Genomic DNA, 23,059 nt, shown 5'->3' with positions numbered 1-23,059 from the left:
CATGCACAAGGCTCCGGCGATTGTCATTCTGGGCCAGGGCAGCCTGGCCACGGCGCAGCGTATCCGGCAATGTTATCCACAGGCGTCGATCCATGGCCTGCAAGGCCGGGTCGCAGGGGCCGACCTTTCCTACAGTGCGTTCGGCGATACCCTACGGGCGCTGTACCTGCAGGACACGCCGATCATTGCCCTGTGCGCTGCAGGGATCGTGATTCGCAGCCTGGCCAGCCTGCTCAGCGAGAAGGGCGTGGAACCACCGGTGCTGGCGGTGGCTGAAGACGGCAGCGCCGTGGTACCGCTGCTCGGCGGCCTGGCGGGCGTGAACCTGATGGCGCGCGAAATCGGCGAAGCGTTGGGCGTTGCTGCGGCGATTACCACCAGTGGCGAACTGCGTTTCGGCACCTGCCTGCTGAGCCCGCCGCAGGGCTACGCGCTGGCGGATATCGAGCAAGGCAAGCGCTTTGTTTCCGACCTGCTGGCTGGCGAAACGGTGCGCATCGAAGGGCATGCACCGTGGTTGCAGCAGGCGCAGCTGCCTGCCAGTGACGAGGCTCGGCGCACCATCCATGTAGGGCCTCAGGCGCGTCCGGCCAGCCGCAACGAACTGTTGATTCACCCGCGCTCGGTGGTAGTGGGGGTTGCCGGTGGCAATCTGCACGGCATTCGCGCCGCCTTGCAGCAGGCCGGTATCGCCGAAGCTTCGCTGGCGTGTGTGCTGGCGGACGAACAAGCCATGGCCGATAGCGCGCTGCACGCAGCCGCGCAGGCACTGGGCGTTGCCTTGCGTTTTGCCGCCAAGCCACAGAATGTCGCCAGCATGCTGGCCGAAGCATTGCCAGACGCGCAACTGATCGAGGTGGCCGACATGGTCATCGCGGTGGCACCTGCACCGGTCGAGGTGGCGCGGGTTGGCCGCCGTCGCGGGCGCCTGGCGGTGATCGGCCTCGGCCCGGGCGCTGCCGAGCTGATGGTACCGGCGGTCAAGGCCGAGCTGGCGCGGGCCGAAGATGTGCTGGGTTACGAAACCTACGTACGCATGGCCGGCCCGTTCCGTGCCGATCAGGTGCTGCACTGCACCGACAACCGCGAAGAGATGCAGCGTGCCCGGCATGCCTTCGAACTGGCGGCCCAGGGCCGTTCGGTGGTGGTGGTATCTTCGGGCGACCCGGGCGTGTTCGCCATGGCGGCTGCGGTACTTGAAGCGCTGCATGAATCCAGCGACCCTGCCTGGCATCGCGTTGACCTGGAGATCCTGCCGGGGGTGTCGGCTTCGCTGGCGACGGCCGCGCAGGCTGGGGCGCCACTGGGGCATGACTTCTGCGTGATGTCGCTGTCGGACAACCTCAAGCCTTGGTCGATCATTGAAAAACGCCTGGACCTGGCGGCGCAGGCCGACCTGGTGCTGGCGTTCTACAACCCGATTTCCAAAGCCCGGCCGCATCAGCTCGGCGTGGCGCTGGAGGTGGTACGTCGGCACCGTGGTGGGAGTACGCCCGTAGTCCTTGGCCGCGACATCGGTAGGCCGGGGCAGACGCTGAAGGTAGTCACCTTGGCCGAGCTGGTGCCAGAAATGGTCGACATGCGCACCATGGTGCTGGTGGGCTCCTCGACAACCTGCGTGTTTCCTCGCCTGGCTGGCGGGGTATGGGCGTACACGCCACGCTGGTACCCCTCGGCCAGCTGATGGCCGCGGAAACCCCAAGGTGCAGGATCGTGTGGTTCAGGTTTGCCTGCAGCGCATACTGGAGTACGGCTTCTAGGGCGCCAGGTAGCCTTTGATACCGGTGAAGATGATCTGCGCGGCCAGGGCACAGACGAACAGCCCCATCAGCCGGCTGACGATCTGCAGGCCCTGGTCGCCGAGGATGCGTTCGATGCGGTGCGAGAGGTACAGCACCAGGCCGACGGTGAAGCTGGCCAGTGCGATGCTGACAATGGCCAAGGCCTTGTCGTCCCAGTGTGGATGGCCCACCCCCATTACCAGCAGTGCGCCGATGGTACCGGGGCCGACAGTCAGCGGGATGGTCAGCGGTACGATGGTGACATCCTGCTGTACGTTGTCCGCCTGGACCGCCGACTTGCCTTGGGCCATGCCCAGTGCCGAGATGAACAGCACGCTGCCGGCGCCAATGCGGAAGGCGTCGGCGGTGATGCCGAAAATACCGAAGATCGCCCGCCCGAACAGGTACAGCAGGACACTGGCGACGAGCGCGGCAATCGCTACCTTCCAGGCCAGTTGCTTGCGCTCCTTGCTGGAGTGGCCGCGGGTCAGGCTGATGAAGCATGACAGCACGAAGAACGGGCTGTAGAGCACGAGCATTTTCAAATAGACGCTGAACAACTCATGGAGCATGGGGTAGCCCCTGGCAGGAAAGGTGTGGGCAAGTGTATCAGCAGCATCAGGGTTGCCTGTACAGGCAATACCGATCAGGAGCTATGCGCCGGGTCCACCTTGGTTTCCCGCTGACTGGCCCAATACTGGATCAGCTCGCGCAACTGCGACAATTCCACCGGTTTGGCCATGTGCCCGTCCATCCCGGCCAGGCGCGCGCGTTCCTTGTGTTCGGCAAGAATATGCGCGGTCAGCGCTACCACCGGGGTGCGCTGGCGCTGGTTGGCGGCTTCCCAGGCGCGTAGTTGCTGGGTGGCCGAGAAGCCATCCAGTATCGGCATTTCGCAGTCCATCAGCACCAGGTCATAACGCTGCGCCTTCATTGCCTGCAAGGCTTCTTCGCCATTGCTGGCGGTGTCGGGCTCGAGGTTGAGCTTGCCCAGCATGCCACGGATCACCTTGGTCGAGATGCTGTTGTCCTCGGCCACCAGTACGCGGAAGTCGCCAGGCAGCTCCAGCGCCTGCGCGGTGCCGGGCGGGCTGGCAGGGATGGCCTGCTCGCGACCGCGCTGGGCCAGTTCTTCGGCGAGGGTGGTCTTCAGCGTGTAGCCGGCCACCGGCTTGGCGAGAATCCGTTTGACCCCGGCGTTGCGAGCAATGACCTTGCTCGGCGCGTTGCTGATGCCGGTGAGCATCACCACCAGGATGTCGTGGTTCAGGCTCGGGTCTTCCTTGATCTTGGCGGCCAGTTGCATGCCGGTCATGCCCGGCATGTTCTGGTCCAGCAGTACGGCGTCGAAGTAGTCGCGCAGATGGGCCTTGGTGCGCAGCAGGGCCAGGGCTTCCTTGCCCGACGGCACCGCGCTGACGTTCATGCCCCAGGCGCTGCACTGCTGTACCAGCACCTTGCGGCAGGTGTCGTTGTCGTCCACCACCAGCACGCGGGCGTCACGCAGCGGGCCGTCGAGATCGGCCGGTGGCTGCTCCAGGCGCGAAGGGTCGAGTGGTAGCGCCAGCCACAAGGTATTGCCCATGCCGCTGCTGCTCTTGATACCGAACTCGCCTTGCATCAGGCCGATCAACTGCTTGGCAATGACCAGCCCGAGGTGACCGCCCAGCTTGTTGCTGGACAGGAAGTGGTGGCTGTGCAGTTCGGCTTGCAGCAAGGCTTCGCGGTCGGCAGCGGGCATCGGTTCGCCGCTGTCCTGCACGGCAATGCGCAGGCGCGGTACCTCGCCCCGCTGGTCCAGCGCCACTACCAGCAGGATTTCGCCTTGATCGGTGTTCTTCAAGGCGTTTTCCAGCAGGCTCGACAAGGCCTGGCGCAGGCGTGTGGGATCGCCGCTGATCACCCTTGGCACTTGTGGTTGGGTAAAGCTGATCAGTTCGACGTTCTGCTGCTCGGCCTTGGCGCGGAAGATGTTCAGGCAATCCTCGATCAGCGCATTGAGGTCGAACTGCACGTCATCCAGTTCGATCTGCCGGGATTCCAGCTTGGAAATGTCGAGAATCTCGTTGATCAGCGTGAGCAGTTCGTTGCCGGCGCTGTGGATGGTCTGCACATAATCGCGCTGCTTGACCGACAACGGAGTGCCGAGCAGCAACTCGGTCATGCCCAGCACCCCGTTCATCGGCGTACGGATTTCGTGGCTGATCTTGGCCAGGAATTCGGCCTTGGCGTTGATTTCGGCATCGCTGGCGGCCAGGGCGCGGCTGGCACTGAAGCGCTCCTCGCTCATTCGCCGCAGACGTTCGCTGACCGCCAGGTTGAGCAGCAGGCCGCTGGCCACGGTCAAGCCCAGCAGGATGCACAGCAGCCAGGGGGTCGGCGTGCGGGTGAGGCCAAGCAGCGCCGGCAACAGCACCAGGCCGCCGAGGTTGAACACCACCATCGCCAGGCTGAACACCCGCGCCGGGGCATAACCCTTGTACCAGTGATAACTGCTGACCAGCAGCATGCTGACGCTACCCAGGGCCATCAGGGCGTAGGTCATCAGGTTCAGCGGCAGGGTGTCGACGAACAGCAGTACCAGCCCGCTGACACCGACCACCAGCATGTCGCCCTGCAGCAAGCGATTCAGCCGCGGTGAGTTGCACGGTGAGAAGAAGTGCTGGGTGAAATACAGCCCCGCCAGGCCGGCCAGGACCAGCGTGAGGTAGGCGGCGGGCGTCTGCGCGCTGTGCCAGACATGCCACCACGGGCCGCTGAGGTTCAGCAGGATCAGGCCGCTGAGCAGCATCAGGCCATGGTAGAGCGCCAGGATCAGGGCGGTGCTGGAGCGGCTGTAGAAGAAGCGGATCAGGTTGTGCAGGATCAGCATCACCAGGCCGCCGAACAGCATGCCGAACAGCAGTGGCTGACGTTGGTCGGAGGCGGCCACGGCCGCTGGCTCCAGGCTGATGGCCGGGCGCAGCTGGTGCTCGGAGACCAGGCGCAGGTAGATGTCTACCGGTTGCGTGCTGTTGGGCAGGGGTAATACATGGTCGCTGCCACGCAGGGTCGGGCTGGCATTGCCAGCCTGGCGGCCGTGGTGCAGCTGACGCAGAAGCTTGTCGCCTTCGAGGGCGTAGAGGTCCAGGCCGGACAGGTCTGGGGCGAACACCCGCAGCAGTTGTTCCTGCTCGCTGGGGTCCAAACGATAGTGCAGCCACATGGCCTGTTCCGCCGGAGCGGCGTCCAGGTCGGCGAGGGCCAGCGGGCTGAACTGGTTGCGGTAACGCTCGGAGCGCACGTCGCTCAGTTGCAGGTTGGCCTGTTCGTCGAGCAGAACGGCCCAGCCTCCGTCATGTTCGGCAGCAGCCGGGAACAGGCAGAGCAGGGTCAGCAAGCTGACGATCAGAACTGAGGCAATCCGAAGCCGACGCACTACGAAATCCCTTCTTAGCCTAGGTGCCAGGTAGTAACTATGCGCGGCGCGCCAAGTCGAAGGCAAGGCCCGCGCGGGGCCCTGTCGACGAGCCGGGGGCCGTGCGCCTGGGTTTTTCCAACCCTGGGCGTCACGGCGCTCCGGTAGAGCTTACTGCTGGTGCTCACCGCGCTCGCGGGCAATGGCCCGGTAGCCGATGTCGCTACGGTAGAAGCTGCCGTTCCAGCTGACTTCCTTGGCCAGGCGATAGGCCTGCTGCTGGGCGTCGGCAACGCTGGCCCCCATGGCGGTGGCGCAGAGCACGCGGCCACCGTTGGTGACCACCTGGCCGTCTTTCAGCGAAGTACCGGCATGGAATACCTTGCCTTCGATCTTGGCCGCTGCTTCCAGGCCGTTGATCACATCACCCTTGGCATAGTCACCCGGGTAACCGCCGGCGGCCAGCACCACGCCCAGGCTCGGGCGCGGGTCCCACTGGGCTTCGACCTTGTCCAGCGCCTTGGCGAATGCAGCCTCGACCAGCAGCACCAGGCTCGACTCCAGACGCAGCATGACCGGCTGGGTTTCCGGGTCGCCGAAGCGGCAGTTGAACTCGATGACCTTGGGGTTGCCCGCCTTGTCGATCATCAGGCCGGCGTAGAGGAAGCCGGTATAGACGTTGCCTTCTTCGGCCATGCCACGCACGGTCGGCCAGATTACCTGGTCCATCACGCGCTGGTGCACATCGGCGGTGACCACCGGGGCAGGGGAATAAGCACCCATGCCGCCAGTATTCGGGCCGGTGTCCTGGTCGCCGACGCGCTTGTGGTCCTGGCTGGTGGCCATGGGCAGCACGTTCTGGCCATCGACCATGACGATGAAGCTGGCTTCCTCGCCGTCCAGGAACTCTTCGATCACCACGCGCGAACCGGCGTCACCGAAGGCATTGCCAGCCAGCATGTCGCGCACGGCGGCTTCGGCTTCCTCGAGGGTCATGGCGACGATCACGCCTTTGCCGGCGGCCAGGCCATCGGCCTTGATCACGATCGGCGCGCCTTTTTCCTGCAGGTAGGCCAGGGCTGGCTCGATTTCGGTGAAGTTCTGGTAGTCGGCGGTCGGAATCTTGTGCCGGGCCAGGAAGTCCTTGGTGAAGGCCTTGGAGCCTTCGAGCTGGGCCGCGCCCTTGGTCGGGCCGAAGCAGTCCAGGCCACGGCTGCGGAACAGGTCGACGACACCGGCGACCAGCGGCGCTTCCGGGCCGACGATGGTCATCTGTACGTTCTGCTCGGCGAAGTCGGCCAGTTGCTCCAGCGCGTTGACGTCGATAGCGACGTTTTCGCACTTGGCTTCGGTGGCGGTGCCGGCGTTGCCCGGGGCAACGAAGACTTTCTCGACACGTGGGTCCTGGGCGACTTTCCAGGCCAGGGCGTGTTCACGACCGCCGCTGCCGATGATCAAAACTTTCATGTCAAAACCTCTGTTTGGCGGCACGCCTCGTACCCTGTGGGAGCGGGTTCACCCGCGAATGCGGCGGTGAATCCAACATCGCATTCGCGGGTGAACCCGCTCCCACAGGGGCCGAGGATCGGCCGGCCATCTTGATTAGTGGCGGAAGTGGCGCATACCGGTGAAGACCATGGCGATGCCGGCTTCGTCAGCGGCAGCAATCACCTCGGCATCGCGCATCGAGCCACCTGGCTGGATCACGGCGCTGATACCCACTTTAGCTGCGTTGTCGATGCCGTCACGGAACGGGAAGAACGCATCCGAGGCCATGACAGCACCCTGTACCTGCAGGCCGGCATGCTCAGCCTTGATGGCCGCGATGCGGGCGGAGTTGACGCGGCTCATCTGGCCGGCACCGACGCCGATGGTCTGGCGCTGCTTGGCGTAGACGATGGCGTTGGACTTGACGAACTTGGCGACTTTCCAGGCGAATACCAGGTCGTGGATCTCTTGCTCGGTCGGTGCGCGCTTGGTCACGATCTTCAGGTCATCGGCGCTGATCATGCCGATATCGCGGCTCTGTACCAGCAGGCCACCGTTGACGCGCTTGAAGTCCCAACCGGCAGCGCGCTCGGCTGGCCACTCGCCGCATTCCAGCAGGCGGACGTTCTGCTTGGCAGCAACCACGTCGCGGGCGGCCTGGGAGATTTTCGGTGCGATGATCACTTCGACGAACTGGCGGTCGACGATGGCCTTGGCGGTTTCGCCATCCAGCTCGCGGTTGAAGGCGATGATGCCACCGAACGCCGACTCGGTGTCGGTCGCGTAGGCCAGGTCGTAGGCCTTGCGGATACCACCTTCCTCTTCAGGTACCACGGCAACGCCGCACGGGTTGGCGTGCTTGACGATGACGCAGGCTGGCTTGACGAAGCTCTTCACGCATTCCAGCGCGGCATCGGTGTCGGCCACGTTGTTGAACGACAGCTCCTTGCCCTGCAACTGGATGGCCGTGGAAACGCTGGCTTCACCTTTTTTCGCCTCGACGTAGAACGCCGCGCTCTGGTGCGGGTTCTCGCCGTAGCGCATTTCCTGGGCCTTGACGAACTGGCTGTTGAAGGTGCGCGGGAACTCGCTGCGGCCTTCGGTGCTGAGGGTTTCCTTGGCCTGGTCGATGGTGCCCATGTAGTTGGCGATCATGCCATCGTAGGCGGCGGTGTGCTCGAATGCCTTGAGCATCAGGTCGAAACGCTGGGCGTAGGTCAGGCCGCCGGCCTTGAGGCCTTCGACGATGCCGGCATAGTCGCTGGCGTTGACCACGATGGCCACGTCCTTGTGGTTCTTGGCCGCGGAACGGACCATGGTCGGGCCACCGATGTCGATGTTCTCGATGGCGGTCGGCAGGTCACAGCCAGGCTTGGAAATGGTCGCCTCGAACGGGTACAGGTTGACCGCCACCAGGTCGATCGGCTTGATGCCGTGCTCGTTCATGATGGCGTCGTCGATGCCGCGACGGCCGAGGATGCCGCCGTGGATTTTCGGGTGCAGGGTCTTGACCCGGCCATCCATCATTTCGGCGAAGCCGGTGTAGTCGGCCACTTCCACCGCGTTGACGCCGTTGTCCTTGAGCAGCTTGTAGGTGCCGCCGGTGGACAGGATCTCGACACCGAGCTGCTGCAGCTCACGGGCGAATTCGAGGATTCCGGTCTTGTCGGAGACGCTGATCAGGGCGCGGCGGACTGGCAGGCGGGTAGTCTGGTCGGTCATTTCGGGTTCCAATAACGCGGTGGAGTCAGCAAAAAAGGCGCCTCTGTTCAGGGAGCCGCCTTTTCTGGTTGGGATTCTGGCTTACAGCAAGTCGTACTGCTTGAGCTTCTTGCGCAGGGTGCCTCGGTTCAGCCCGAGCATCTCGCTGGCCTTGGTCTGGTTGCCCTTGACGTAGTTCATCACGCTTTCGAGCAGGGGCGCCTCGACTTCGGACAGCACCAGGTTGTACACGTCCGTCACGGTCGCGCCTTCCAGGTGGGCGAAGTAGTTGTGCAGCGCCTTCTCGACGCTGTCGCGAAGGGTCTGGCCTTCTTCGCTCGGCGTGTTCAGGTGCTGTTTCAGGTTGGCGTTGTCGCTCACGGGCGTTGTTCCACTCACAAATGTCTCGGTCATCATCGTCATGCGGCCACCCCTTGTCCGTCCTCTGTCTCAAGGCTCTGTCGACGTTCGCTGAAAAACGCACGAACGTTGGCGCACTGCGCTTGTGTGTCTTCCAAAGCGTTGAACCGGGAGCGAAACTCCTTGCCGCCGGGTCGTGTTGCCAGGTACCAGCCAACGTGCTTGCGGGCGATACGTACGCCCATCACATCGCCATAGAAGGCATGCAGCGCGGCCAGGTGCTCCAGCAGGATGCGTTCCACTTCATCCAGTTGCGGCGCTGGCAGATGTTCGCCAGTGCGCAGGTAATGCTCGATCTCGCGAAAGATCCATGGCCGCCCCTGGGCAGCCCGGCCTATCAGCAGGCCATCGACACCGGTGGCGTCCAGCACCGCCCGGGCCTTTTCTGGCGAGGTGATATCGCCGTTGGCAAAAACCGGGATCGACACCGCCTGCTTGATGGCAGCGATGGTGTCGTATTCGGCTTCGCCGGTATACAGGTCGGCGCGTGTGCGGCCATGTACCGCCAGCGCCTGGATGCCGGCCTGTTCGGCGATCTTCGCCACGTTCAGGCCGTTCTTGTTCGCCCGGTCCCAGCCGGTGCGAATCTTCAGCGTCACCGGGACGTCCACGGCGCCAACCACGGCGTGGAGAATCTCGCTGACCAAGGCTTCATCTCTCAATAAAGCAGAGCCTGCGGCTTTGTTGCAGACTTTTTTTGCCGGGCAGCCCATGTTGATATCGATGATCTGGGCACCCGCTTCGACATTGGCTTGCGCCGCCGCTGCCATCATCTGCGCATCACCACCGGCGATCTGCACCGAGCGTGGCTCGGGATCACCTTCATGGATGCGGCGCAGGCTCGACTTGCGGCTGTTCCACAGGCTCATGTCGCTAGAGACCATTTCCGACACCACCATGCCGGCGCCCAGGCGCTGGCAAAGGGTACGGAAAGGCTGGTCCGTAACGCCGGCCATGGGCGCGAGGATCAGGTTGTTACGTAGTGTGTATTGGCCGATGCGTACCGCCGACATAGGTGATCCCTGTTGTGGGGCCGAATCTTGGAGTCTGAAAAAGGGTTGGCATGATACCCGCTCTCGGTGACCGGATAAAGATGGGTTTGGATAAAATCTGAACAGTTGTCGGCTTATGCCATTTGGTATGGAGAAGGGCCTGGGGCTGCTTTGCAGCCCTTTCGCGACACCAGGCCGCTGCTACAGGCGAGCGCGATCTCCTGTAGCAGCGGCCTTGTGTCGCGAAGGGGCGCAAGGCGCCCCCACCGGCACAATGTTCATTCCGGCGAACGGAAGCTGAGGCTGTAGTTGACTGCCTTTGGTCCGGGGTCAAGGATGTCCAGGGCGATATGGATCGGGGTCTGGCTGGGCATCTCGCCACGCCCGGCCAGTTCCCCCGAGAGGTACTCGCTGGGCTTGAAGCGCCGGCTGGCGATCAGCTGGCCATTGAGGTCGGCGAAGCGCAGCTCCAGCAGCGGGAAGGGCTGGGCGAACGGCGCGCGGTTGTAGATGATCGCATCGACGATCAACGCGCCCTTGAAGTCCGGGTGGCTGCGCACCACCAGGTTGCTGCTTTTGATCCGGGCAATATCGACGCGGGTCGGGACTTCGCACCCGACCAACGGGCAGATTTGCTGGAACAGCGGCCGATACTGGTCCTGACGGGCCATTTCGTCGAAGTGGAACCACACGTACTGGAACGCCAGCAAACCCGCGGCGAGCAAGGTCAGGAAGCCCCACAGCAGGCGTTTGCCCCAGTTCGGTGCAGGCTTCTCCCAGCCCAGCTGCAATGGATCGTCCACCACGTCGACCAGCGGCTCCTTGCGTGCCGGGCGCTCTGGCTTGGCGGCAAAGCCTGGTTCCAGGCGTTCGCCGGGCAGTGGCTCGACAGGGTCGTCATCGTGCGCCGACAGGCTCAGCGCCAGCGGTTCGTCGTCGCGCGCGCTCAGGCCTTTTTCCGGGATTTCGTCATCGCTGGCACGCAGCGGCTCGTCGAAGGCGGGGTGGTCATCGTCGACGGCATGGCGTACAGGCGGCTCATCGTCGAGGTCCAGCTCCAGGCTACCGCCCAGGGTTGGCTCGGTGCGCTCGCCCGGGACAGGTTCGAGATCCAGCTCCAGCGGCTGTAGCACCGGGGCCGGCTCATCTGCCTGTGGTGGTTCGAAAGGTTCATCGGTGGCGGTGCCGAACAGGTCGTCAGCGTGTTCGTCCGGCTGCAAGTCGTCGCGCCGTGCCTGCAACCCGTCATCCTGCTCGGCCGGGCGTGCCGGCACGGGGTGGCCGCGACGCTCCAGGCGTTCCAGCTCCTTGTCGAGATCGAGGGCGTCCAGTGCCTGGGCGGTGAGGGCCCAGTTTTCGTTGGCTGGGCTGTTGTGCTCGCCGACTGTTGGCTCGTGCGCAGCCGTCGTTGGCTCGGCCACCGGCTCGTCAGGCGTCGCTGGCTCTGGCGCCGGCACCACAGGTTGGCTGGCGGTGCTGGCGCGGTTCTGCTCCAGCAACTGCCTGGCAGCATTGAATACCTGCAGGCAGTGGCCGCAGCGCACCACGCCGCGGGCCACGCTCAGTTGGTGGTGAGTGACGCGAAAGCTAGTCTGGCAATGCGGGCACTGGGTGACGAAACTGTCGGTCATGCGGCGATCCGGGAGCTGTGCAGAAAAGTATTCTAGGCTGGCTTAACGGCGCCGACCACTGATACGGACCCAGCCGTCACGCACGACGATCGGGTCCAGTGCGAAGTCGGCGGCGTAGGCTGCGGCCACTTCTTCACCCTGTTCGGCGAGGATGCCCGACAGCGCCAGCAGGCCCCCGGGGCGGACCAGGCCGGACAGCTGCGGCGCCAGCGACACCAGCGGGCCGGCGAGGATGTTGGCGACCAGTACGTCGGCCTGCATCGCCGGCATGTGCTCGGGCAGGTACAGCGCCAGCTTTTCATCGGCGATGCCATTGCGCTGGGCGTTGTCGCGCGAAGCCTCGATGGCCTGCACGTCGATGTCGGTACCGACCGCCTCGCGGGCGCCCAGCAGCAGCGCGGCGATGGCCAGGATGCCCGAGCCGCAGCCGAAGTCCAGCACCTGGGTGCCTTCCAGCTGCTGGCCGTCGAGCCATTCCAGGCACAGGGCGGTGGTCGGGTGGGTGCCAGTGCCGAACGCCAGGCCCGGGTCGAGCAGCAGGTTCACCGCGTCCTGTTCCGGGGCTTCGTGCCAGCTGGGCACGATCCACAGGCGGCGGCCGAAGCGCATTGGCTGGAAATTGTCCATCCAGCTGCGTTCCCAGTCCTGGTCCTCGATCACCTCGGCCTGGTGCTCGGGCAGCTCGGCACCGGTCAGCAGGCGCAGGTGGGAGAACACCTGCTCGGGCTCGGCATCGGCCTCGAACAGGGCCAGCAGGTGGGTGTGCGACCACAGCGGGGTGGTGTTGAGGTCTGGCTCGAAGATCGGTTGATCTTCGGCGTCCATGAACGTGACCGAGACAGCGCCCACTTCGAGCAGGGCGTCTTCGTAGGTTTCGGCTTGTTCCGGGCTGATGGCCAGGCGTACTTGCAGCCAGGGCATGGCGGGCACCTTTGGTAAATCGACAGGGGCAGCCCCAGGCTGCGCGAAGGCTGGCAGTTTACGCGAGTGCGGGGGATTTGTGGATCGGCTTGGGCAGGGGAGCGGGTAACGCCCCCCGAATTTCATCAGACAAAACAGAGGGACAGCGACTCAGCGATGTAGGCAGGCTTGTCTTCGCCATCGATCTCCAGGGTGGCAACCGCCTTGAGCAACCATTGCCCGGGCTTCTTTTCGAGCACTTCGGCCAGCTTGACCTGCAGCCGCACCTGGCTGTCGACCTTGACTGGCTGGATGAAACGCACGCTGTCCAGCCCATAGTTCACCACCATTTTCAGCCCTTGCGGCAGGACCAGGATGTCCTCGATCAGCTTGGGAATCAGTGACAGCGTGAGGAAACCGTGGGCGATGGTGCAGCCGAACGGAGTCTGCGCCGCCTTGGCCGGGTCCACATGGATGAACTGGAAATCACCCGTGGCTTCGGCGAACAGGTTGATGCGCTGCTGGTCGATCTTCAGCCAGGCCGAACGGCCCAGTTCCTTACCAACGTACTGCGAAAGCTCTGTAACCGGTACATAGGGCATCGCGGGCTCTCCAAGTTGTTAGTTGGTACGAATGTGCAAGATCAGCACGGCGAACCGTTTCAGTCAAGTTGCAGGTATTTCGGCGAATATCGGTATATGACGGCCACATGCTTATAATGGCGGCCATGCACGAGGGAGATGCTTATGCTGTTGCGTGGTCTGACCTGGCTGGTGCTGTTCCAGTTGCTGGGTACGGCGATCAACCACTTGTTGGTGCCGTTTCTGCCGGGGCCGATCATCGGCCTGTTGCTGCTGCTGTGTTTTCTCATGGCCCGTGGCGAGGTTGGCAAGCCGCTGAACGAGGCGGCCAGCAGTCTGCTGCGCTACCTGCCGCTGTTGCTGGTGCCGCCGGCAGTGGGGGTGATGGTGTATGCCAGGGACATTGCCGCCGACTTCTGGGCCATCGTCGGGGCGTTGCTGATTTCCTGCCTGGTGACCCTGGCGTTTGTCGGCGTGCTGATGCAAAAACTCATCCAGCGCCAGGGCCGACGCGAGGAGCAGCCATGATACTTGACTGGCAAGGCGCGCTGGACGCGGTGGTGCACCACCCATTGTTCGGTATCGGCATTACCCTTGGTGCCTACCAGGTGGTGCTGGCCGCCTACGAGAAGACCCGCTGGATCTTCCTGCAGCCGGTGCTGGTGTCGATGCTGCTGGTGATCGGTGTGCTGCTGCTGTTCGGCATCGACTACCGCGAATACCGCAAGAGCACCGAGATCATGAACATTCTGCTGGGGCCTGCCACCGTGGCCCTGGCCGTGCCGCTGTACCTGAACCTGCGGCGTATCCGCCAGCTGTTCTGGCCCATCTTTACTACGCTGGTAATCGGGGGCCTGTTTGCCACGCTGTTCTGCCTGGTACTCGGCTGGTGGTTCGGTGCGGAACACATGATCCTGATGACCATGGCGCCAAAATCGGTGACTTCGCCAATTGCCATGCTGGTGGCCGAGCAGATTGGCGGGGTGGCAGCCCTGGCGGCGGTGTTCGTGTTGATCACCGGGGTGATCGGGGCGATTTTCGGCCCGGCGCTGCTGAGCCGCTGCGGCGTGCACAGCCCCGAGGCGCGCGGCATGGCGCTGGGTGTGACCGCGCATGCGGTGGGCACTTCGGTGGCCTTGCAGGAAAGTGACGAATGCGGCGCCTTTGCCGCGCTGGCAATGAGCCTGATGGGCGTGGCCACGGCGGTGTTCCTGCCGCTGGCGGTCAGCCTGGTGGCTTGAGGACTTGTAATGACGTTACCGCTGTTTCCGCTCAATACCGTGCTGTTTCCTGGCTGCTTTCTCGATCTGCAGATTTTCGAGGCGCGCTACCTGGACATGATCGGGCGCTGCATGAAGCAGGGCGAAGGTTTTGGCGTGGTGTGCATCCTCGAAGGCGAACAGGTCGGCAAGGCGCCGCCGGTAGTGGCCTCGATCGGCTGCGAGGCGGTGATCCGCGATTTCGTGCAGCAGGATAACGGGTTGTTGGGCATTCGCGTCGAAGGTGTGCGGCGCTTCAACCTGGAAAGCACCGAGGTGCAGAAGGACCAGTTGTTGGTGGGGCAGGTGCAATGGTTGCCGGAGCAGGCGGACAGCCCCTTGCTCGAGGCCGACGATGACCTGCTGGCGTTGCTGGTGGCGCTGGGCGAGCACCCGATGGTCGAAGCCCTGGACATGCCGCGCCCGGTGGATGGGCGGCAGGCGCTGGCCAACCAGTTGGCGTACCTGTTGCCGTTCATGGAAGAGGACAAGCTGGATCTGCTGGCCCTCGACTCACCGCAGCAGCGCCTGGGTGAGATCCAGAAGCTGCTGGAGCGGATTCAGGGCGAGCTGTTTGCCTGACTCCTGGCCCTGCTGCTGGCCCTGGCCTTGGGTCGCGAAAGGGCTGCGAAGCAGCCCAGAACTTCAGCGCAGCCATAAATTGCCGGGGCTGCTTCGCAGCCCTTTCGCGACACAAGGCCGCTCCTACAGGGCGCAATCAGTACTGATAGCGCAACAACGCCTGCGGCAACGCATGCATGGCAAAGAACGCCAGCAACGCGATGCAGGCCGGCACTATCAGCCACCACACCCGCAGCGGCAAGGCCGGCAAGGTTTGCCGCCGCTGTACCAATGCCAGGCTCAGCGCGCATACACAGCACGCCAACAGGGCCCCGGCAAGGATGTCGGTCGGCCAGTGCGCCCCCAGGTAAACCCGCGACAGGGCTATCGCCAGCGCCGGAATGCAGCCCAGCATGACCCAGGTCAGGCGCATCCGCGGCGGCTGCCCGCGCCCGGCCAGCACGGCCATGACCAGAAAGAACGCGAACGACGCCGAGCTGTGCCCGCTGGGCATGCTGTAGCTGGTCAACGGGTCGCTGAGCACCTCCGGCCGGGCCCGGGCGAACAGCCATTTCAAGGTGCCATTGGCAAGCGCCGTGCCCATCAGCGCGCCCGCGGCGAACAGGGCATGACGCCATTGCCGGGCTAGCAGCAGCAGACCGGTCAGCAGGCCGCCCAGGAACAGCTGGGTGCGGAAATCGCCCAGCCGGGTCACCACGACCATGGCGCCATCGATAGCCTGGCTACGGTGCTCCTGCACCAATGTCATCACACCCTGGTCGAATTCGTGCAGGTAGGGCCAGCCCAGGAATACCCCGGCCAGTGCCGCCAGGCTCATGCCGGCGATCAGCCGGGTGCCGTGGCGTTGATCACGGATGCTGGTGTTCAGGCTCAGCCCGATGATGACTGCCAGGGTACCGGCGATCATGCCGGCATCCAGCCAGAAGCCTTGCGGCAATGGCAGGCGCATGGCGGCACCCGTCGCCCAGCCGGGCAGTAGGTAGGCCACCGACCAGCCCGCGCCGGCCACCAGGCTGACGGCGATGAAGCGTGGCAGCGGCATGTCGAACATGCCGGCGACCATTGGCAGCATGGGCCGCAGCGGCCCGATGAAGCGCCCGACCAGCAGGCTGGCAATGCCGTAGCGTTGGAAATAGGCCTCGGCGCTGCCGATCCATTCCGGGTGGTGGCGCAGCAGCGGCAGGCGGCGGATGTTCTGATGGAAGTACTTGCCTACTGCATAGGACACCGCGTCACCGAGCAGGCCACCGAGAAAGCCCAGCAGCAGCGTTTCGCCCAGGCTGAAGGCTCCACTGCCGGCCAGCACCGCGACCGCGAACAGCAGCACGGTGCCCGGCACGATGATGCCGGCAATGGCCAGGCATTCGATGCAGGCCACCAGGAAAATTGCCAGGCCAAGCCACTGTGGGTTGGCGCTGAGCCAGCCGGTCAGGCTGTCGAGCCATTGGCCCATGTTCAGCTTCCTTGTTCGAGAATGAAGAAGTCGCGGCCTTCGACTTGGCCTCGACGTAACGGGTTCCGCGTGCAGAAACGGGCGTATTCGGCATCGACGAAGCGGTACGGCAGGTGCTCGTCGCGGCCGTGCGGGATGCCCAGGCGGGCCGTCTGGATGATTCGCGGCACGGCGATGCGGCAATCCTCGACGTACAGGCGCTCGGGGTCGAAGCGCTGGGCGTCCCAGTGTGGCACCTTCAGGCCGAGGGCGCGGCACAGCAGGGTCTGCCCGGCGCACAGGCGCTCGGCCGGGCGCAGGTTGCCGCTGGCGTCGGGGTTGTTCAGTTGCATCTGCGCCAGGCTGTTCGGCCCCGAGACGGCGTCCTGCCAAGGGTAGGCGGACTTGATCAGCACCGCGTTGCCCGGCCCGTGGGCGCTGAAGTTCAGCGAGTCGCCGCCACGCGCGTAGTACATGTAGATGTGCCCGCCATCGAGGAACAGCGCCTTGCGCTTTTCGGTGTAGCCGAGCGAGGCGTGGCTGCCTTTGTCGCTGAGGTAGTAGGCCTCGGTCTCGATGATCCGTGCGGCCAGCCACAGGTCGCCGTGGCGGTGACGGATGACCTTGCCCAGCAGGGCCTTGGCCAGGGTCTGGGCGTCGCGGTCGAAGAAGCTGTCGGGCAGTGCTGGCATGCGGGGCAGTTCGCGGTTGGGAAGGCGGGGATGATAGCAATGAATGACTTAATCGAGGCTGAACCTGCGGGCTGATTGATTGGTATCTGTATGTTTCGGTTTTGGTTGAGCCTAAGGGGTTCGCCTTGGGGCGGGCGGCGCGCGATCTCACAGGCGCCACAAGAAGCGGGTCGAGCCCAGCCATTTTCGACCATCCGCCACCCGCCGCTGGGCGTACACCTGCGCGGCAGTTATAATCAGCCGATTTCCCCTTCGCCAAGACACCGAACCCATGACTGAGTCCGTTCTTGACTATATGACCCGCCTGGGTCGCGCTGCCCGTGAGGCTTCCCGGGTGATCGGCCGTGCCAGCACCGCGCAGAAGAACCGCGCCCTGCAAGCTGCCGCCGACGCGCTGGATGCCGCCCGTGCCGAGCTGACCGCCGCCAACGAGCGAGACCTCGCCGCTGGCCGCGCCAACGGCCTAGAGCCGGCCCTGCTCGATCGTCTGGCGCTGACCCCGGCGCGTATCGACGGCATGATCACCGGCCTGCGCCAAGTGGCCAGCCTGCCGGACCCGGTCGGTGCCATCCGCGACATGAGCTACCGCCCATCGGGTATCCAGGTGGGCAAGATGCGCACGCCGCTGGGGGTGATCGGGATCATCTACGAGTCGCGTCCGAACGTGACCATCGATGCTGCCAGCCTGTGCCTGAAGTCAGGTAACGCAACCATCCTGCGTGGCGGCTCCGAAGCCATTCATTCCAACCGCGCGATCGCCACCTGCATCCAGCGTGGCCTGGCCGCAGCCGGCCTGCCGGCGGCCGTGGTGCAGGTGGTGGAAACCACCGACCGCGAGGCCGTGGGTGCGCTGATCAGCATGCCGGAATTCGTCGACGTCATCGTGCCGCGCGGTGGCCGTGGCCTGATCGAGCGCATCAGCCGTGATGCCCGGGTGCCGGTAATCAAGCACCTGGACGGTATCTGCCACATCTATGTCAGCCGGCACGCCGACCTGGACAAGGCCTGGCGTGTGGCATTCAACGCCAAGACCTATCGCTACGGTATCTGTGGCGCCATGGAAACGCTGCTGGTCGACCAGCAGGTGGCCGAGCGCTTCCTGCCAGAAATGGCCCGCCGCTTCCAGGAGAAGGGCGTAGAGCTGCGTGGCTGCGAGCGCACCCGGGCCATCATCGAGGCCAAGCCGGCCACCGAGGCCGACTGGCACACCGAGTACCTGGATGCGATCCTGTCGATCCGTGTGCTCGACGGCCTGGAGCAGGCCATCGAGCACATCAACCACTATGGCTCGCACCACACCGATTCGATCATCACCGAACATCAGGGTGAGGCGCGTCAGTTCATGGCCGAAGTCGACTCGGCGTCGGTCATGCTCAATACCCCGACCTGCTTCGCCGACGGCTTCGAGTACGGCCTGGGTGCCGAGATCGGCATTTCCACCGACAAGCTGCATGCCCGCGGCCCGGTCGGCCTGGAAGGCCTGACCTGCGAGAAGTACGTGGTGATCGGCGATGGCCAGCTGCGCGGCCAGGAGTCCTGCTGAGTTGAGCAAGGCCCAGGCAGTCCGGCGCATCGGCATTCTAGGCGGCACCTTCGACCCCGTGCATATCGGCCACATGCGCAGCGCGCTGGAAGTGGCCGAGTTCATGGGGCTGGACGAGCTGCGCCTGTTGCCCAATGCCCGGCCGCCGCACCGCGACACCCCGCAGGTGGCCGCCAAGGACCGCCTGGCCATGGTGCAGAGCGCCGTGCAGGGCGTGCCCTGCCTGAGCGTGGATGCCCGTGAGCTGGCACGCGACAAGCCGTCGTACACCATCGATACGCTGGAGTCGATCCGCGCCGAACTGGCGGCCAACGACCAGCTGTTCCTGGTGCTGGGCTGGGATGCCTTCTGCGGCCTGCCCGGTTGGCACCGCTGGGAAGAATTGCTGCAACACTGTCACATCCTGGTGCTGCAACGCCCGGATGCCGACGTAGAACCCCCTGACGAGCTGCGCAACCTGCTGGCTGCGCGCTCCGAGAGCGATCCCACCGCCATGTCCGGCCCGGCGGGAAACATTTCGTTCGTCTGGCAGACGCCGCTTGCGGTGTCGGCTACACAGATCCGACAGCTGCTGGCCAGCGGCAAGTCGGTGAGGTTCCTGGTGCCGGACGCCGTACTGGCCTACATCGAGGCGCACGAACTGTATCGTGCGCCTAACTGACGGTGCCTCTGGCACCTCATCCAACGAGTTGAACGAGTTTTATATGACCAAGCAGAAAATCCACGGCGAAGAACTGGTCGCCCTGACCAAGGCAGCGCTGGAAGACGTCAAGGCCCAGGACATCCAGGTCATCGACGTGCGCGACAAGCACAGCCTGACCGACTACATGATCATTGCCACCGGTACCTCCAACCGCCAGATCAACGCGATGCTGGAAAAGGTCCGCGAAGCGGTCAAGGCCAAGGGCGCCCAGCCACTGGGTGAAGAAGGCAAGGGCGACAGCGACTGGGTACTGCTGGACCTGAACGACGTCATCGTGCACATGATGACCGCCGCTGCCCGCCAGTTCTACGACCTGGAGCGCCTGTGGCAGGGTGCCGAGCAGAGCCGTGCCGCCGATGGCAAGCACCACAGCCCGGACCAGGCCCACGAGTATTCCGAAAAGCTCAAGGACCGGGAATAAGGAAAGCGCTGTGCGTCTGCGCCTGATCGCGGTCGGCTCGCGCATGCCGAAGTGGGTCGAGGAAGGCTGGCATGAATATGCCAAGCGCCTGCCCGCCGAGCTGTCGCTGGAGCTGGTGGAAATCCCGCTGAATACCCGTGGCAAGAATGCCGATGTCGCCCGCCTGATTCGTCAGGAGGGCGAGGCCATGCTGAGCAAGGTTCAGCCCGGGGAGCGCATCGTCACCCTCGAGGTCCATGGCAAGCCCTGGAGTACCGAGCAACTGGCGACCGAGCTGGACCGCTGGCGCCTGGATGCGCGCACGGTGAATTTGATGGTGGGCGGCCCGGAAGGCCTGGCGCCGGAGGTCTGTGCGCGTGCCGAACAACGCTGGTCGCTGTCGCCATTGACCCTGCCGCACCCGTTGGTAAGGATACTCATCGGCGAGCAGATCTACCGCGCCTGGACCGTGCTGTCCGGGCACCCTTACCACAAATGAGCCTGTAAGCAGCCCGATGTCGCAGCCGATCCGTCTCAAGGACCATGAGAAAGACGCCCGCCTGGTGCGCAACCGCGTCGTGGTGGGCGCAGTGGCGGTCGTGCTGCTTGTCTGCGTGCTGATCGCGCGGCTGTACTACCTGCAGATCATCCAGTACGACTACCACTCGACGCTGTCGGAGAACAACCGGGTGCATGTGCAGCCGATCCCGCCGACCCGCGGGTTGATCTTCGACCGTAACGGGGTAATCGTTGCCGACAACCGGCCCAGCTTCAGCCTGTCGATGACCCGTGAACGTGCGGGTAACTGGCAGGAAGTGCTGGATACCATCGTCGAAGTGCTGGAGCTGACGCCCGATGATCGCGCCCTGTTCGAGAAGCGCATGCGCCAGGGCCGCCGGCCGTTCGAGCCAGTGCCGATCCTGTTCGAGCTCAACGAAGAGCAGATTGCCCGCGTGGCGGTGAACCAGTTCCGCCTGCCGGGTGTGGAAGTGGTGGCCCAGCTGGTGCGCCATTACCCGCAGGGCGCGCATTTCGCGCATTCGGTGGGGTATGTGGGGCGGATCAACGAGAAGGAGCTGAAAACGCTCGATCCGGTGAACTACAGCGGCACCCACCACATTGGCAAGACCGGCATCGAACGGTTCTACGAAGACGCCCTGCACGGCCAGGTGGGCTACGAGGAAGTCGAGACCAACGCGCGCGGCCGGGTGCTGCGCGTGCTCAAGCGTACCGACCCGAAACCGGGCAAGGACATCGTGCTGAGCCTGGACATCAAGTTGCAGGAAGCCGCCGAGGCCGCCCTGGGTGGTCGGCGCGGCGCCGTGGTGGCACTCGACCCGCGTACCGGCGAGGTGCTGGCAATGGTCAGCCAGCCCAGCTTCGACCCCAACCTGTTCGTCACCGGCATCGGTTTCAAGGCCTATGCCGAACTGCGCGACTCGATCGACCGGCCATTGTTCAACCGCGTGCTGCGCGGCCTGTACCCGCCGGGTTCGACCATCAAGCCGGCCGTGGCCATCGCCGGCCTGGACAGTGGCGTGGTCAATGCCGGCAGCCGAGTGTTCGACCCGGGTTACTACCAACTGCCCAACTACGACCACAAGTACCGCAACTGGAACCGCACCGGCGATGGCTGGGTCGACCTGGACACCGCGATCATGCGTTCCAACGACACCTACTTCTACGACCTGGCGCACAAGATGGGCATCGACCGGCTGTCCAGCTACATGAACAAGTTCGGTATCGGCCAGCGGGTTTCCCTGGACATGTTCGAAGAGTCCGCCGGGCTGATGCCGTCGCGGGAATGGAAGCGCGCTACCCGTCGCCAGGCCTGGTTCCCCGGCGAAACCCTGATCCTCGGTATCGGCCAGGGCTACATGCAGGCGACGCCGCTGCAGCTGGCCCAGGCCACCGCGCTGATCGCCAACAAGGGCGTATGGAACCGCCCGCACCTGGCCAAGACCATCGAAGGCCAGCCGCCGGTGGACGACAACCCCATGGACAACATCGTGCTGCGTGACAAGTCCGACTGGGCCAAGGTCACCCATGGCATGGAGCAGGTGATGCACAACGCCCGTGGTACCGCACGCAAGGCGGCCATCGGCGCGCAGTATCGCATCGCCGGCAAGAGCGGTACCGCCCAGGTGGTGGCGATCAAGCAGGGCGAGAAGTATGACCGCAACAAGCTCCAGGAGCGCCACCGCGACCATGCCCTGTTCGTCGCCTTCGCCCCGGCCGACGACCCGAAGATCGTGGTATCGGTGATGGTCGAGAACGGTGAGTCGGGCTCGGGTGTTGCCGCGCCGGTGGTACGCCAGGTGATGGACGCCTGGCTGCTCGACGAAAACGGCCGGCTCAAGCCCGAGTTCGCGCCCGCCACCGTTACCCAGGAATCAGCCCTGTGATGAACAATTTCGATCGCATGCTCTCCAGCGAGGATGTGATGCGTCGACGCGCCAGTTTTCTGCAGCGCATCCATGTCGACGGCCCTTTGCTGGTCATTCTGCTGACCCTCGCCGCTGGCAGCCTGTTCGTGCTGTACTCGGCCAGTGGCAAGAACTGGGACTTGTTGCTCAAGCAGGCCACCTCGTTCGGCATCGGCCTTGCGTCGATGTTCATCATCGCCCAGCTGGAGCCCCGCTTCATGGCGCGCTGGGTGCCGTTGGCCTACCTGGTCGGGGTGATGCTGCTGGTGGTGGTCGACGTGATGGGCCACAACGCCATGGGCGCCACGCGCTGGATCAACATTCCCGGGGTGATTCGCTTCCAGCCCTCGGAGTTCATGAAGATCATCATGCCGGCGACCATCGCCTGGTACCTGTCCAAGCGCACCTTGCCGCCACATCTCAAGCACGTGGCGATCAGCCTGGTGCTGATTGGCGTGCCGTTCATCCTGATCGTGCGCCAGCCCGACCTGGGTACTGCGCTGCTGATCCTCGCCTCCGGTGCCTTCGTGCTGTTCATGGGCGGCCTGCGCTGGCGCTGGATCCTCAGCGTGCTGGCGGCGGCAGTGCCGGTGGCGGTGGCGATGTGGTTCTTCGTCATGCACGACTACCAGAAACAGCGGGTACTGACCTTCCTCGATCCGGAAAGCGACCCGTTGGGCACCGGCTGGAACATCATCCAGTCCAAGGCGGCGATCGGCTCGGGCGGGGTATTCGGCAAGGGCTGGCTGCTCGGCACGCAGTCGCACCTGGACTTCCTGCCGGAAAGCCACACCGACTTCATCATTGCCGTGCTCGGCGAGGAATTCGGCCTGGTCGGCATCTGCCTGTTGCTGATCGTCTATCTGCTGCTGATCGGCCGTGGCCTGGTGATTACCGCCCAGGCGCAGACCTTGTTCGGCAAGCTGCTGGCCGGCAGCCTGACCATGACCTTCTTTGTCTATGTATTCGTCAATATCGGGATGGTCAGCGGCCTTCTGCCCGTGGTGGGCGTACCGCTGCCCTTCATCAGCTATGGCGGAACTTCGTTGGTGACGCTGCTGTCAGCGTTTGGCGTTCTGATGTCGATCCACACGCACCGCAAATGGATCGCGCAGGTTTGAATAAGGTGAA

At 64.4% G+C, this 23,059-nt stretch carries 21 protein-coding genes; 10 read left to right on the top strand and 11 right to left on the bottom strand.

What is annotated here, in order from left to right; all coding sequences use genetic code 11:
- Window position 1 precedes the first annotated feature (1 nt).
- Entirely contained in the window at window positions 2-1,684 is a 1,683-nt protein-coding gene (gene cobJ, locus ACJA3S_RS22885; protein ID WP_406820096.1) for a precorrin-3B C(17)-methyltransferase, read from the top strand.
- Between the two features lie 72 nt (window positions 1,685-1,756).
- On the opposite strand, the gene ACJA3S_RS22880 is transcribed toward cobJ, so the two are convergent.
- From ACJA3S_RS22880 to ACJA3S_RS22840, 9 genes are all read right to left on the bottom strand, one after another.
- Window positions 1,757-2,353, bottom strand: coding sequence for a MarC family protein (locus tag ACJA3S_RS22880; protein WP_406820095.1), 597 nt, complete (start codon window positions 2,351-2,353; stop codon window positions 1,757-1,759).
- Window positions 2,354-2,427: 74 nt separating this feature from the next.
- Window positions 2,428-5,199 carry a response regulator gene (locus ACJA3S_RS22875; protein WP_406820094.1) on the bottom strand — a complete coding sequence of 924 codons (2,772 nt, stop codon included), beginning with the start codon at window positions 5,197-5,199 and terminating at the stop codon, window positions 2,428-2,430.
- Between the two features lie 150 nt (window positions 5,200-5,349).
- Entirely contained in the window at window positions 5,350-6,645 is a 1,296-nt protein-coding gene (purD, locus tag ACJA3S_RS22870; RefSeq protein WP_406820093.1) for a phosphoribosylamine--glycine ligase, read from the bottom strand.
- Window positions 6,646-6,780: 135 nt separating this feature from the next.
- Window positions 6,781-8,388, bottom strand: coding sequence for a bifunctional phosphoribosylaminoimidazolecarboxamide formyltransferase/IMP cyclohydrolase (gene purH / locus ACJA3S_RS22865; protein WP_186686550.1), 1,608 nt, complete (start codon window positions 8,386-8,388; stop codon window positions 6,781-6,783).
- Between the two features lie 81 nt (window positions 8,389-8,469).
- Window positions 8,470-8,790, bottom strand: a complete 321-nt coding sequence (fis, locus tag ACJA3S_RS22860; RefSeq protein WP_012274390.1) for a DNA-binding transcriptional regulator Fis — start codon at window positions 8,788-8,790, stop codon at window positions 8,470-8,472.
- A complete protein-coding gene (gene dusB, locus ACJA3S_RS22855) occupies window positions 8,787-9,800 on the bottom strand; it encodes a tRNA dihydrouridine synthase DusB (protein ID WP_170032907.1) in 1,014 nt (337 codons plus the stop codon). The genes fis and dusB overlap by 4 nt, the downstream gene beginning before the upstream one ends.
- A gap of 257 nt (window positions 9,801-10,057) precedes the next feature.
- Window positions 10,058-11,410, bottom strand: a complete 1,353-nt coding sequence (locus ACJA3S_RS22850; RefSeq protein WP_406820092.1) for a DUF3426 domain-containing protein — start codon at window positions 11,408-11,410, stop codon at window positions 10,058-10,060.
- A 42-nt stretch (window positions 11,411-11,452) separates the two neighbouring features.
- On the bottom strand, window positions 11,453-12,331 hold the full coding sequence (prmA, locus tag ACJA3S_RS22845; protein ID WP_406820091.1) for a 50S ribosomal protein L11 methyltransferase: 879 nt from the start codon (window positions 12,329-12,331) through the stop codon (window positions 11,453-11,455).
- A 125-nt stretch (window positions 12,332-12,456) separates the two neighbouring features.
- Complete coding sequence (locus ACJA3S_RS22840; RefSeq protein ID WP_406820090.1) at window positions 12,457-12,912, bottom strand: MaoC family dehydratase; 456 nt, start codon at window positions 12,910-12,912, stop codon at window positions 12,457-12,459.
- A gap of 144 nt (window positions 12,913-13,056) precedes the next feature.
- Here ACJA3S_RS22840 and ACJA3S_RS22835 point away from each other — a divergent pair, with 144 nt between their 5' ends.
- Genes ACJA3S_RS22835 through ACJA3S_RS22825 form a run of 3 tightly spaced genes read left to right on the top strand, consistent with a single transcriptional unit; the run spans window position 13,057 to window position 14,732 of the window.
- Window positions 13,057-13,419: a CidA/LrgA family protein gene (locus ACJA3S_RS22835; RefSeq protein ID WP_170032900.1), complete on the top strand. Its 363-nt coding sequence runs from the start codon at window positions 13,057-13,059 to the stop codon at window positions 13,417-13,419.
- Complete coding sequence (locus tag ACJA3S_RS22830; RefSeq protein WP_406820089.1) at window positions 13,416-14,132, top strand: LrgB family protein; 717 nt, start codon at window positions 13,416-13,418, stop codon at window positions 14,130-14,132. Before ACJA3S_RS22835 ends, ACJA3S_RS22830 begins: the two co-directional genes overlap by 4 nt.
- 9 nt (window positions 14,133-14,141) lie before the next feature.
- A complete protein-coding gene (locus ACJA3S_RS22825) occupies window positions 14,142-14,732 on the top strand; it encodes an LON peptidase substrate-binding domain-containing protein (protein ID WP_406820088.1) in 591 nt (196 codons plus the stop codon).
- Between the two features lie 136 nt (window positions 14,733-14,868).
- Here ACJA3S_RS22825 and ACJA3S_RS22820 read toward each other — a convergent pair whose 3' ends face one another.
- Together ACJA3S_RS22820 and ACJA3S_RS22815 are read right to left on the bottom strand one after the other, a co-directional pair.
- The gene (locus ACJA3S_RS22820) at window positions 14,869-16,185 is read right to left on the bottom strand and encodes a bifunctional DedA family/phosphatase PAP2 family protein (protein ID WP_406820087.1); all 1,317 of its coding nucleotides are present in this window, start codon (window positions 16,183-16,185) and stop codon (window positions 14,869-14,871) included.
- Window positions 16,186-16,187: 2 nt separating this feature from the next.
- The gene (locus ACJA3S_RS22815) at window positions 16,188-16,856 is read right to left on the bottom strand and encodes a DNA-3-methyladenine glycosylase (protein WP_406820086.1); all 669 of its coding nucleotides are present in this window, start codon (window positions 16,854-16,856) and stop codon (window positions 16,188-16,190) included.
- Between the two features lie 271 nt (window positions 16,857-17,127).
- Between ACJA3S_RS22815 and ACJA3S_RS22810 the strand changes: the two genes are divergently transcribed.
- The 6 genes from ACJA3S_RS22810 to rodA are packed head-to-tail and all read left to right on the top strand — an operon-like array spanning window position 17,128 to window position 23,049.
- Complete coding sequence (locus ACJA3S_RS22810) at window positions 17,128-18,399, top strand: glutamate-5-semialdehyde dehydrogenase (RefSeq protein WP_406820085.1); 1,272 nt, start codon at window positions 17,128-17,130, stop codon at window positions 18,397-18,399.
- Window positions 18,368-19,060, top strand: a complete 693-nt coding sequence (nadD, locus tag ACJA3S_RS22805) for a nicotinate-nucleotide adenylyltransferase (protein ID WP_406820084.1) — start codon at window positions 18,368-18,370, stop codon at window positions 19,058-19,060. Before ACJA3S_RS22810 ends, nadD begins: the two co-directional genes overlap by 32 nt.
- Window positions 19,061-19,103: 43 nt before the next feature.
- Window positions 19,104-19,523: a ribosome silencing factor gene (gene rsfS, locus ACJA3S_RS22800; RefSeq protein WP_170032886.1), complete on the top strand. Its 420-nt coding sequence runs from the start codon at window positions 19,104-19,106 to the stop codon at window positions 19,521-19,523.
- Window positions 19,524-19,533: 10 nt separating this feature from the next.
- Complete coding sequence (rlmH, locus tag ACJA3S_RS22795; RefSeq protein ID WP_003249722.1) at window positions 19,534-20,001, top strand: 23S rRNA (pseudouridine(1915)-N(3))-methyltransferase RlmH; 468 nt, start codon at window positions 19,534-19,536, stop codon at window positions 19,999-20,001.
- Window positions 20,002-20,017: 16 nt separating this feature from the next.
- Window positions 20,018-21,907, top strand: coding sequence for a penicillin-binding protein 2 (gene mrdA, locus ACJA3S_RS22790; RefSeq protein WP_170032884.1), 1,890 nt, complete (start codon window positions 20,018-20,020; stop codon window positions 21,905-21,907).
- A 38-nt stretch (window positions 21,908-21,945) separates the two neighbouring features.
- Window positions 21,946-23,049, top strand: coding sequence for a rod shape-determining protein RodA (rodA, locus tag ACJA3S_RS22785; RefSeq protein ID WP_170034301.1), 1,104 nt, complete (start codon window positions 21,946-21,948; stop codon window positions 23,047-23,049).
- Window positions 23,050-23,059: the final 10 nt, after the last annotated feature.

The sequence above is a fragment of the Pseudomonas sp. KnCO4 genome, from assembly GCF_045344305.1.
In the GTDB taxonomy this organism is placed as follows: Bacteria; Pseudomonadota; Gammaproteobacteria; order Pseudomonadales; family Pseudomonadaceae; genus Aquipseudomonas; species Aquipseudomonas anuradhapurensis.
This window is presented reverse-complemented; position numbering and strand designations above follow the sequence as displayed.